This is a genomic window from Amphritea sp. (assembly GCF_050300915.1).
GTDB lineage: Bacteria > Pseudomonadota > Gammaproteobacteria > Pseudomonadales > Balneatricaceae > Amphritea.
Window position 1 is genome coordinate 58,540 of the sequence record NZ_JBNKYN010000016.1, and the last position, 10,673, is coordinate 69,212.

The window sequence follows — 10,673 nt, forward strand, 5'->3', positions numbered from 1 at the left end:
GTTTTCCGTTTACCACTAAAGCGTATCTGCGTGATGCCTATCCGTTTAACTCCTTTGCGGTGCCGATGACCGATGTGGTGCGGGTGCATGCTTCGTCCGGTACTACCGGCAAACCAACGGTCGTGGGTTATACCCAGAATGATATCAATGTCTGGGCCGATGTGGTGGCCCGTTCTATCCGTGCCGCCGGTGGTCATGCCGGTGATAAGGTGCATATCTCTTATGGCTACGGCCTGTTTACCGGTGGTATGGGGGCCCACTATGGCGCCGAGCGTCTTGGTTGTACGGTGATTCCGATGTCCGGTGGGCAGACGGAGAAGCAGGTTCAGCTGATGAATGATTTTGACCCGGACATCATCATGGTGACGCCGTCTTACATGCTCAACATCATCGATGAGATTGAACGTCAGGGGTTAGACCCGCACAAAATGGCGCTGCGCTGTGGCATTTTCGGGGCTGAGCCCTGGACCGATGAGATGCGTAAAAATATCGAAAATCGTCTGGGGATTGATGCTGTCGACATCTATGGCTTGTCTGAAGTGATGGGGCCGGGTGTGGCGATGGAGTGTATCGAAACCAAAGATGGCCCCACCATCTGGGAAGACCATTTCTATCCGGAGATTATCGATCCGAATACCGGCGAAGTACTCCCCGATGGCGAATATGGCGAGCTGGTGTTTACCTCGCTGACCAAAGAGGCTTTGCCGATTATCCGTTACCGTACCCGTGATCTGACCCGACTTCTGCCGGGCACTGCCCGTCCGATGCGGCGTATCGATAAGATCACTGGTCGCTCTGATGACATGATGATTATCCGCGGTGTGAACGTCTTCCCGACTCAGATCGAAGAGCAGATTCTGAAGATTGCTGCACTGGCGCCTCACTATGAGATCGTGGTTGAGAAACGGGGCAATCTCGATACGGTGCTGGTTAAGGTGGAGCTGACTACCGAAGCGGCCAGTGCCCGTCAGGAACAGGTTGCTAAAGAACTAGCGCATCATATTAAAGCGGTAGTGGGTATCTCTACCCAGATAGAAATTCTTCCGCCGGGGACTATTCCCCGTTCCGAAGGCAAGGCTAAGCGGGTATTTGATAACCGCCCGAAAATCCAATAAAGCGGGCGGCCTGTTGCCGGGATCGCCAACGTAAAAGCCATCGCGATAGAGCCCTGTACAGGGCTCTCGAAACGAAGTGGAGATGAGAATAATGACAACACCTCAAGAAGAAAACTTCATGCGCAAGATTTCGGCGGAAGAGAAGATTGAGCCGAAAGACTGGATGCCAGATGCGTATCGTAAAAACCTGATTCGTCAGATCTCCCAGCATGCCCATTCCGAAGTGATCGGCATGCAGCCTGAGGGTAACTGGCTGACCCGCGCGCCTTCCCTGCGGCGTAAGGCGATTCTGCTGTCCAAGATTCAGGATGAAGCGGGCCACGGACTGTATCTGTACAGCGCCTGTGAAACCCTGGGTATCTCCCGTTCAGAGATGATTGAGCAGTTACAAAGCGGTGCAGCCAAATACTCCTCTATCTTCAACTATCCCACCCTCACCTGGGCGGACGTAGGCGCGATTGGCTGGCTGGTAGATGGCGCGGCGATTGTCAACCAGGTGTCTCTGCAGCGCACCTCTTATGGCCCCTATTCCCGTGGCATGATTCGCATCTGTAAAGAGGAATCTTTCCATCAGCGTCAGGGTTATGAAGCGATGCTGGCACTGGCTAAAGGTTCTGAAGGTCAGAAAGCGATGGCTCAGGATGCGTTGGATCGCTTCTACTGGCCTGCGCTGATGATGTTTGGCCCTCACGATTCTGATTCCGCCCATTCGCAAAAGTCGATGGAGTGGAAGATCAAGCGTGAAACCAATGATGATCTGCGGCAGAAATTTGTGGATCAGACAGTAAAACAGATCGAAGTGCTGGGCCTGGAGCATCCGGACAAGAATATTAAATGGAATGAAGAGCGTGGCCATTACGACAGCAGCGACCTGAACTGGGATGAGTTCTGGAGTGTTATCAACGGCAACGGTCACTGCAACCGCCAGCGTGTTGAACACCATGTTGCCGCTCATGATGAGGGTGAGTGGGTTCGGGACGCGATCACAGCCTATAACGAAAAGAAACGTGCGAAAAACGCACAGCATGCGGCATAAGGGGTAGATGAGATGACAACCATTACTGAAAAACTGGAACTGTTTGAAGTGTTTGTACGCTCCAAGCGAGGCCTGGACCACAAACATGTTGGCAGCCTGCATGCTGAAGATCATGAGCAGGCACTGGAATATGCCCGCGACTGCTACACCCGTCGTAGTGAAGGCGTCAGCATCTGGGTGGTTAAATCCAGCGATATCTGTGCCTCTCAGGAAGATGATGCCGATTGCTTCTATGACCCAAGTGACGACAAACCCTATCGTCATGCGACCTATTACGTTTTGCCTGACCCAGTAAACAACATGTGATTGGGGAGAATCGAATATGAGTGATCAGATTAAACAAGCAACACAGGAATACGCGACCCGTCTGGGCGATGACTCTGTGGTACTGGGGCACCGGATCTCCGAATGGGTTAGCTATGGGCCTTTCCTGGAAGAGGATATCGCCTACGGCAACGTAGCTCTGGATTACATCGGTCGTGCGCGGATGTTCTATACCTATGCCGCAGAACTGGCCGATGATGGTCGCGATGAAGATGATTTCGCCTATATGCGCAACGATCGTGAATATCGCAATCTGTTGCTGATGGAGCTGCCTAAGGGGGATTTTGCTTACTCACAGGTGCGTCAGCTGTTTGCCGATGTCTACTACACCCTGATGTTGCCGGAGCTGCTGCAATCTAAAGATGAAACCCTGTCTGCGATTGCTGCTAAAGCGATCAAAGAGACGAAATATCATTTGCGCCGTAGCCGTGACTGGGTGTTGCGCCTGGGCGATGGTACTGACGAGAGTCATCAGCGTGCTCAGAAGGCGGTTGATCAGCTGTGGGGTTATACCCATGAGCTGTTCGATATGGATGAGACTGAACAGTTGCTGGCGGATGCTGGTATCGGTGTCAATGTTGCCGGGCTGCGTGATCGCTGGCTACAGATGGTGACCGATATTCTGACCGAAGCCACCCTGACAGTGCCTGAGGAGAGCTGGGCTGTTCGCGGAGGCCGTATTGGCTATCACACCGAGAACCTGGGGCATATGCTCACAGAGATGCAGATTGTGCACCGCTCCCACCCTGGCTGTAAGTGGTAACGGCTTATGAACGAGATCTCACTGATGCCTGAAGAGCAGTACCAGCGTCTGCAACAGCGTAATGCTGACGATGTGAAACTGCTCTGGGACCTGCTTGATGTGATTAAGGATCCGGAGATCCCTGCGCTGAGTATCTGGGATCTGGGAATTTTGCGTGATGTGCAGCGTAACGGCGAACAGGTGATCGTCACCATAACGCCAACGTACTCTGGCTGTCCGGCGATGGACAATATCACCACCGATGTGATTCAGCTGTTGAATGACAATGGTTATAGCAATGCCACGGTAAAACTGTCGCTTTCACCAGCCTGGAGCTCCGAGTGGATGTCGCCAGAAGGGCGTAAGAAGTTACGTGAATACGGTATTGCACCGCCTGAGGATGCTGGCCTGGATGACGATGGGTTAACCCCGGAAGCCCATGCGGCTTGTCCCCATTGCAGTTCGCGCAATACCCGCAGAATCAGTGAGTTTGGTTCCACCGCCTGTAAAGCGCTGTTTCAGTGTGATGACTGCGGTGAACCGTTCGATTACTTCAAAAAGATCTGATCCCGGATCAGCTCTGATGAACAACTTATAAAAACATATAAAAAATAGGTGAAGCATGTCAGACACCAATTTCTACACGCTGAAAATCGCTGAGGTACAGCCGGAAACGGACACTGCGATCTGCGTAAGCTTTGCTGTACCGGCTGAACTGACCGATAAGTTCACATTCATACAGGGCCAGTTTCTGACTCTGCGTGCCACCATTGATGGTGAAGATGTGCGTCGATCTTATTCGATCTGCTCTGGCGTCAATGATGGCCATATGCGGGTGGGTATCAAACGGGTTAAGAACGGTAAGTTCTCTAACTTTGCCAATGATACCTTCAAGCCCGGCATGTCCGTTGAGGTGATGCCGCCGCAGGGGAGTTTCTATACTCAACTGAGCCCTGAAAACAGCAAAAACTATATGTGTATCGCTGCCGGTTCCGGTATTACGCCGATGATCTCCATTATGAAATCGGTGCTGGATACTGAGCCGGGTTCCAGGGTGACGCTGATCTATGGTAACCGCCGCAGTAACTCGGTGATGTTTAAAGATGAGCTGAACTTCGTTAAGAACCGCTATATGAACCGCTTCCAGTGGATCAATATTATGGATTACGAAGATCAGGGGGCCGATCTTTTGAATGGCCGGATCGACAATGCCAAAGGATATGCGCTGCAAAAAGCGGGTCTGATCAATATCAAAGCGGTGGATGAAGCCTTTATCTGTGGTCCTGAATCGATGATGTCAGAGGTCTCCCGGGGATTTCGTCTGGAGGGGCTGACCGATGAGCAGATTCACTATGAACTGTTTGCTAACTCCTCGGCAGATTCGAAAGAGATGCTGGAAAAAGCGGCTAAACGTAAAGAGCAGTTTGGCGAAGAGAAAATGTCTAAAGTGACCGTGCGTGCCGATGGCCGGGCGGTGATGTTTGATCTGGCCGCAGTGGGTGAAAATATCCTCGATGCCGGGATGCACAACGGTCTTGACCTGCCATACTCCTGCAAAGCGGGTGTCTGTTCTACCTGTAAATGTAAGCTGATCGAAGGGGAGGTGGATATGGATATCTCCCATGGCCTGGAACCCCACGAGATTGAGGCAGGTTATATCCTCAGTTGTCAGGCCCACCCGATCTCTGACACCGTTGTGGTGGATTTCGACCAGCGCTGATCTCTTCTTCACTATGTACTTCCTTGTTGGATCTTTTCCGCCCGGCTCTTTAGCCGGGTTTTTTTTGAAAGGCTGTTTGGTGTGGGTAAAAGTAGCGCTAAAGGGGGCAGGTAAGGGCCACCACTTCGCTGAATAAATTGATATCAGGTGGTTTACTGTTCAATTAATTATTCAATTGAATGGCACTATACTCGTCTGGTTGCTATTTATTTGCTATGGTTGCGCGAATTTAGTGACGGTAGCGCAGAGGTTGCTGCCATCGAGCAAAGCGTATTGAGGTTGCCATGGTTTTTCATTCATCAAAGCTGGAAAAGTACAGTCCATCCAGCCAGTTTTTCGATATTAGTGAGTTTCCTTTTTACTGGATCGCTCGTGTAAACGCTTTGTATTCCCAGGAAATGGAAAAAACGCTGAAACCTCTGGGGATGGATATCGCCCGCTGGCGAGTTGCCGTGCTGCTGAGTTTGTATGGCACGCTGAGTATTTCTGATATTGCAGAACATGCGATCGGCAAACTGCCAACTATGACAAAAATTGTCTATCGCATGCGTGATGCAGGGCTGGTTGAGGTTAATGCGTCAGAAACGGATGGTCGTGTTACCGTGGTGTCGTTGACCGAAGAGGGTCACGATAAAGTCAAAATGGTGTTAAAGACGACTGAAAAAAAGGTGTTTGCTAAGGCTTTTAAGGGGTTCACAGAGCCCCAGATTAAGAAATCCACTGAGTTGCTCCGGCGTTATTTTATCAATATGTCAGCCAAATAAGCTTTCCGGTCTCAGGGAAAAGCCCCTATTCAGGCAACTGAATGGGGGCTTTTTTATACCTGCTTTCTGGCTTTTGCTAGCTGTGATGTCTTGAAAAATTATATCAAAAATACAATTTTCTTGAAATTTTATATCATTCGTTTGATTTATTGTGGATATATAAATTATTGATTTATATTATATTTTATTAATAATTTATTTTTAGGTATGGATTAAGCTTAAAATAATAGATGAATATTCAACTAAATTTAGTTGACACTTCAAGTGAAATGTATAATTCTTGATGCAGGTCAATAATTAACACGCTTCTTTACGAGAGTGGCGATTAATTAGAATAAGAATGATGTGAGTAGTTGAATGATGTCTATTTTTTCTCAACGTATTTCTCAGGGTGGTCAGGGTTACCGGGTGGTCGTGAAAGATACGATAGATGTGCAGGGCTTGCCGACCATTGCTGGGTGTCAGGCGCTTGAAGATACCCTGCCTGCGCAAGAGAATGCAGACGTCGTTAATGCCGCTTTGAATGCCGGTTGCCAGTTGGTGGGTAAAACCAATCTGCATGAACTTGCCTATGGCATGACCGGGGTTAATCATTGGGCCGGAACGCCGGTTAACTATCACTATCCGGAGCTGATTCCGGGCGGCTCATCCAGTGGTTCTGCTGTGGCGGTTGCTGCGGCAGAGGCTGACTTCTCTATCGGCACAGATACCGGCGGCTCGGTTCGGGTACCTGCAGCCTGCTGTGGTGTCTACGGTTTCAAGCCAACCTTTGGGCGGGTGAGTCGTCGGGGGGTTTTACCGGCAGAAACAACCCTCGACTGTGTCGGCGTATTTGCCACGTCTGCAGAGATGCTGAAAACCGCCATGCAGGTGATTGATCCATCCTTTGAGCCGTCTGCATTAGCGAACACGATTCGCCTCGGTCGGGTGAATGTTGCCGCCGATCCGCTTATCTCTGCAACCATTGACACATTTTTAAGTCGCCTGGGTTATGACACTACTCCAGTGGTTTTAGCTTCATTTTCTGATGCGTTTACGGCCGGAATGGTGGTCATTAATGCGGAAACCTGGCGTGCCTGCGGTGATCTGCTTGAAACCGGCAAAGTCGGTGAAGATGTAGCGCTGCGTTTAGCCAATGCCGCTAATACCACCGATGATCAGCTGCGTGAAGCCGAAGCTGTCCGCGAACATTTTACCAAACAGGTAGATGAGGCACTGCAGCAGGTCTCTGTTCTTGTCCTGCCAACACTTCCCGCATTTCCGATGAGCCTTGCCGATGCGCTGGCGGGCAAAACCGATCTGAGCATCTCTGCGCTGGTGCGTCCATTCAATCTATCGGGCCATCCAGCTCTTTCTGTCCCTCTTCAAACTGCTGACAACCGTCCGGTTGGACTGCAGCTGGTGGGACGCAAAGGTGAAGATGAAATGCTATGCGAACTTGCTTGCGTATTGAGTGAGTTTTTACCTCAACAAAATAATAACAGTGTGGAGTATTGAGTAATGACTTCCAATGTCATCAACAAAGAGATCTGGGGCGGCGCTGCAGAGTTTGATTCCCTGCTGGCAGAGATTCGTTGTCGTCGCCAGGAGTTTGAAGATCAGAAATATATCTCTCAGGATATTATCGAGCGGTTTAAGTCGATCGGTGTTTACCGGGCGTTAGTGCCGAAACGTTTTGGTGGGGATGAAAAATCACCTGCTGAGTTTTTACAGATGGTGGAAGCGATCTCCGCGGCCGATGGTTCCGCTGGCTGGGTTGCCAGCTTTGGTATGAACCCTGCCTATCTGGCCTGTTTACCCCTGGAAACCATTGAAAAGGTGTGGGCGGAAACGGCGGATGTTGTGTTTGCCGGTGGTATTTTTCCGCCGCAACCTGCGAAGCGGGTAGAGGGTGGCTTTCTGGTCAAAGGACGCTGGCAGTTTGGCAGTGGCTGCATGGGCGCCAGTGTTTGTGGTGTCGGTATTGCGCCGGATGATGGCCAGTCGTTACCCCGGATGGCGGTGATGCCGCAGGAGGCGCTGACCATTGAGCCCGCCTGGGATGTGATCGGTATGGTTGGCACCGGTTCCCACGATCTGGTGGTCGACAACGTGGTGGTACCTGAGGAATGGACCTTTACCCGGGGTGGCAAACCTAACCTTGATGATCCGTTCTTCAAGTATCCCTCGCTGGCGTTTGCCACTCAGGTGTTGTCGGTGACAACACTGGGTCTGGCCCGTGAAGCGATCGATGTGGTGCTGGGTATGGCAGCCGGTCGTAAATCGGTGACCGGAGCGCCCAATCTGGGTGAGCGTGAATATGTACAGATGGAGATCGCCAAGGCGGAAGCGAAAGTGCGATCTTCCCGGGCGTTCTTCTACGAGGCTACCCATGAGGCATGGCAGGCGATTCAGCAGGGGGGCGTCCCCTCACCGGATCAGGTCAGCATGCTGCGCCTGGCATCCACTAATCTGACCCACGAATGTGCTGAAGCGATTCGCATCGCTTATCAGGTATCGGGTATGACCGGCGCCTATAACGACCATCCTCTGTCACGCATTATGCGCGATTCCATGATGTGTACGCAGCATGCCTTTATGGGTGCAATTACTTATAAGAACGCCGGGGCGATGCTGTTTGAACATCAGCCGCTGCCTGGTTATCTGTAATCCAAACCGTAGGTTTTTTAACCTCCAGATTCTAAGAGAGAGAGAACGTTATGAGCGAAAACACTATGCACCGGGTTCTTTTTTGTATCGGCGTTAACCAGAACTTTATGGATGCTCCCCAGAGTGAAATGGGCGATGTCTGGCAGGCCTTCAGTGCCATGATGAAGGGGATTGCAGAGCTACCCGGAGTCAACGTGCTGGGGATTATGGATGATGACCGGATTCAGGTGGGGCCTTCAACCAGTTCACCGTGGACCGCATACATTATGGCGGATGTGCCTGACCTGGAAACGATTATTGAAGCTTGTAACTTCTTCCGTTCAACCCCGGTGGGTGACGGCACTTATAAGCTTTGGAAGTATTGCAAGGTTGAGGCCCGTATCGGTCGCGAACTTGTGGTTCCGTCCTGATCCGGTTGCTGGAGACTGTCCGATGGCTACCCGGGAAACCGTTGCATCCTTATCAAAGCGTCTGAAACGGTTTGAGGATGAACACGCGATTCGGCGTTGCATGAACCGCTATATGTACCTGTGCGATCTGCTGGATGTTGGCTTTGAACTGAACGACCTGATGGCGCTGTTTACCAAAGATGCCGTCTGGGAAGGACATGGCAGACGCTACGGTAAAACCTTTGGCTGTCACCAGGGCGCTGATGCGATTCAGGCGATGTTCGCCAAATACACGCAACCGCCAGCGCACTTTGCCACCAATGTACATTTTCTCACCAGTGAGCTGATTGATGTGCAAGAGGGTGAAGCTAGCGGAAGCTGGGTGTTATTGCAGACCTCGACCTTTAGCAGCGGTAAGTCTCAGCTGAGCAGTGCGCGCCTCACAGTCCGGTTTCGCTGTGAGCAGGATGAGTGGCGTATCAGCCATTTTCAGACCGAAAGTTTGTTTAACCGGCCGGTAAAAACGCCCTGGGATCAGCCTGCTGATCTGCCAGTGCCTGAGTGACCGGCCTGTTGACTAAATCAAAAGCAGTTAATAAAAGAACAAGAGTTGGGGAATCCCATGAGTAATAAGATCGATGTAAAAAATATCGCGGCTGATTACGAGAGTATGGTCAAGCCGGATAAAGTGCACACCTCTCTGTATTCTAATCCAGAGATCTTTGAGGAAGAGCTGGATAAGATTTTTAACAACACCTGGGTCTGGGTCGGCCACGAAAGTGAAGTCCCTGAGGTCGGCTCCTATAAAACTGCGATGATCGGTCGTCATTCGGTGATCGTCAGCCGTGACCGTAAGCGCAATATTCATGTCTTGCTAAACCGCTGCCGTCACCGTGCTGCGACTGTCTGCGAAGGCAAAAAAGGCAAAACCAAAAGCTTCATGTGCCCTTACCATGGCTGGGGATACTCTCTCGACGGCGCGCTGCGCGCAATTCCCAAGCCGGAAGAGTATGAAGGTGTATTTGATAAGTCAGAACTGCCGCTGATCAGTCTGCGCTTTGAAACCTATCAGGGGCTGATTTTTGCCACGTTTAAAGAGGATATTCAGCCACTGGAAGAGTTCCTTGGCGGGGCAAAAAAATGGATCGATCTGTTTGTTAAACAGAGCGGTGGTTTCCCACTGAAAGTACTTGGCGATCACCGTTTCCGTTTTCCGGGTAACTGGAAGATTCAGCTGGAAAACACCACGGATGCTTACCACTTCCCGATTGTGCATAAGTCTTTTGTCTCCTCAGTTGATGAACAAACCGCAGATATTTTCGACTTCCTCGATGGTGAAGGTCATGTCGAGGATCTGGGTAATGGCCACAGTGTGATGGTGATGATTCCTGAACTGGTCGATCTGGAGCATGATCTTGAAGCCCCGATTCCGGAACGTTTCCAGGATCTGGCGGATGAACTGGCTGCTGAAGGTCATTCTGATCTGGAAGTTCGCCGTATGGTGCGTGCTGTTGGCGGTTCTGGTTTTAACCTTAATCTGTTCCCGAATGTTGCCTGTTCAATGGCGTTTTTCCGCGTGCTGGCACCGGTTTCCGTAAATGAGACAGAGATCCACCATGTGGCTCTGGGGGGCGAGGGCGCTCCGGCGGCATTTAACCAGATGCGTCTGCGTTTACATGAACATTTCCAGGGGCCAATGGGCTTTGGAACACCGGACGATGCGGAAGCATGGGAGCGTGTTCAGAAAGGTTCTCAGGCGGGTAATGAGGAGTGGATTCTACTGAATCGCGGCCAGAACCATCTGACCACCAGTCCGGATGGCAATGTCTCCGGTGCGGTGTGTTCTGAGACCGGTATGCGCGCTGCTTATCAGCAGTGGAAAAAGATGATGATTGCCTGATTGAGCCGAATAGAGGAGATAAGAGATGACAGAT

The 10,673-nt window shown here is 51.0% G+C and carries 12 protein-coding genes; all 12 read left to right on the forward strand.

Annotation, left to right across the window (positions count from 1 at the left end; genetic code table 11):
* Nucleotides 1–1,115: phenylacetate--CoA ligase PaaK (gene paaK / locus ACQY8X_RS06475; RefSeq protein WP_428034330.1), on the forward strand; the 1,115-nt coding region annotated here is incomplete at its 5' end.
* Nucleotides 1,116–1,206: 91 nt separating this feature from the next.
* Nucleotides 1,207–2,151, forward strand: coding sequence for a 1,2-phenylacetyl-CoA epoxidase subunit PaaA (paaA, locus tag ACQY8X_RS06480; RefSeq protein WP_428034331.1), 945 nt, complete (start codon nucleotides 1,207–1,209; stop codon nucleotides 2,149–2,151).
* Between the two features lie 12 nt (nucleotides 2,152–2,163).
* Nucleotides 2,164–2,457, forward strand: a complete 294-nt coding sequence (gene paaB / locus ACQY8X_RS06485) for a 1,2-phenylacetyl-CoA epoxidase subunit PaaB (RefSeq protein ID WP_296055134.1) — start codon at nucleotides 2,164–2,166, stop codon at nucleotides 2,455–2,457.
* 16 nt (nucleotides 2,458–2,473) lie between these two features.
* On the forward strand, nucleotides 2,474–3,238 hold the full coding sequence (gene paaC, locus ACQY8X_RS06490) for a 1,2-phenylacetyl-CoA epoxidase subunit PaaC (protein WP_428034332.1): 765 nt from the start codon (nucleotides 2,474–2,476) through the stop codon (nucleotides 3,236–3,238).
* 6 nt (nucleotides 3,239–3,244) lie between these two features.
* Nucleotides 3,245–3,784 (forward strand): 1,2-phenylacetyl-CoA epoxidase subunit PaaD, encoded by a 540-nt coding sequence (gene paaD, locus ACQY8X_RS06495; protein ID WP_428034333.1) that lies wholly within the window; start codon nucleotides 3,245–3,247, stop codon nucleotides 3,782–3,784.
* A 55-nt stretch (nucleotides 3,785–3,839) separates the two neighbouring features.
* On the forward strand, nucleotides 3,840–4,937 hold the full coding sequence (gene paaE / locus ACQY8X_RS06500) for a 1,2-phenylacetyl-CoA epoxidase subunit PaaE (RefSeq protein WP_428034334.1): 1,098 nt from the start codon (nucleotides 3,840–3,842) through the stop codon (nucleotides 4,935–4,937).
* A 284-nt stretch (nucleotides 4,938–5,221) separates the two neighbouring features.
* Nucleotides 5,222–5,701 carry a MarR family winged helix-turn-helix transcriptional regulator gene (locus ACQY8X_RS06505; protein ID WP_428034335.1) on the forward strand — a complete coding sequence of 160 codons (480 nt, stop codon included), beginning with the start codon at nucleotides 5,222–5,224 and terminating at the stop codon, nucleotides 5,699–5,701.
* A gap of 360 nt (nucleotides 5,702–6,061) precedes the next feature.
* Nucleotides 6,062–7,198 carry an amidase gene (locus tag ACQY8X_RS06510; RefSeq protein WP_428034336.1) on the forward strand — a complete coding sequence of 379 codons (1,137 nt, stop codon included), beginning with the start codon at nucleotides 6,062–6,064 and terminating at the stop codon, nucleotides 7,196–7,198.
* Nucleotides 7,199–7,201: 3 nt separating this feature from the next.
* Nucleotides 7,202–8,350, forward strand: a complete 1,149-nt coding sequence (locus ACQY8X_RS06515) for an acyl-CoA dehydrogenase family protein (protein ID WP_428034337.1) — start codon at nucleotides 7,202–7,204, stop codon at nucleotides 8,348–8,350.
* 50 nt (nucleotides 8,351–8,400) lie between these two features.
* The gene (locus tag ACQY8X_RS06520; RefSeq protein WP_091352604.1) at nucleotides 8,401–8,760 is read left to right on the forward strand and encodes an IacB protein; all 360 of its coding nucleotides are present in this window, start codon (nucleotides 8,401–8,403) and stop codon (nucleotides 8,758–8,760) included.
* A 22-nt stretch (nucleotides 8,761–8,782) separates the two neighbouring features.
* Nucleotides 8,783–9,304, forward strand: a complete 522-nt coding sequence (locus ACQY8X_RS06525; RefSeq protein ID WP_428034338.1) for a nuclear transport factor 2 family protein — start codon at nucleotides 8,783–8,785, stop codon at nucleotides 9,302–9,304.
* A gap of 57 nt (nucleotides 9,305–9,361) precedes the next feature.
* Nucleotides 9,362–10,639, forward strand: coding sequence for an aromatic ring-hydroxylating oxygenase subunit alpha (locus ACQY8X_RS06530; RefSeq protein WP_091352610.1), 1,278 nt, complete (start codon nucleotides 9,362–9,364; stop codon nucleotides 10,637–10,639).
* Nucleotides 10,640–10,673: the final 34 nt, after the last annotated feature.

Excerpts from the sequence above, each read along its gene's own strand:
- paaA (WP_428034331.1), top strand. The coding sequence starts at position 1,207 with ATGACAACACCTCAAGAAGAAAACTTCATGCGCAAGATTTCGGCGGAA.
- paaB (WP_296055134.1), top strand. The coding sequence starts at position 2,164 with ATGACAACCATTACTGAAAAACTGGAACTGTTTGAAGTGTTTGTACGC.
- paaC (WP_428034332.1), top strand. The coding sequence starts at position 2,474 with ATGAGTGATCAGATTAAACAAGCAACACAGGAATACGCGACCCGTCTG.
- paaD (WP_428034333.1), top strand. The coding sequence starts at position 3,245 with ATGAACGAGATCTCACTGATGCCTGAAGAGCAGTACCAGCGTCTGCAA.
- paaE (WP_428034334.1), top strand. The coding sequence starts at position 3,840 with ATGTCAGACACCAATTTCTACACGCTGAAAATCGCTGAGGTACAGCCG.
- ACQY8X_RS06505 (WP_428034335.1), top strand. The coding sequence starts at position 5,222 with ATGGTTTTTCATTCATCAAAGCTGGAAAAGTACAGTCCATCCAGCCAG.
- ACQY8X_RS06510 (WP_428034336.1), top strand. The coding sequence starts at position 6,062 with ATGTCTATTTTTTCTCAACGTATTTCTCAGGGTGGTCAGGGTTACCGG.
- ACQY8X_RS06515 (WP_428034337.1), top strand. The coding sequence starts at position 7,202 with ATGACTTCCAATGTCATCAACAAAGAGATCTGGGGCGGCGCTGCAGAG.
- ACQY8X_RS06520 (WP_091352604.1), top strand. The coding sequence starts at position 8,401 with ATGAGCGAAAACACTATGCACCGGGTTCTTTTTTGTATCGGCGTTAAC.
- ACQY8X_RS06525 (WP_428034338.1), top strand. The coding sequence starts at position 8,783 with ATGGCTACCCGGGAAACCGTTGCATCCTTATCAAAGCGTCTGAAACGG.
- ACQY8X_RS06530 (WP_091352610.1), top strand. The coding sequence starts at position 9,362 with ATGAGTAATAAGATCGATGTAAAAAATATCGCGGCTGATTACGAGAGT.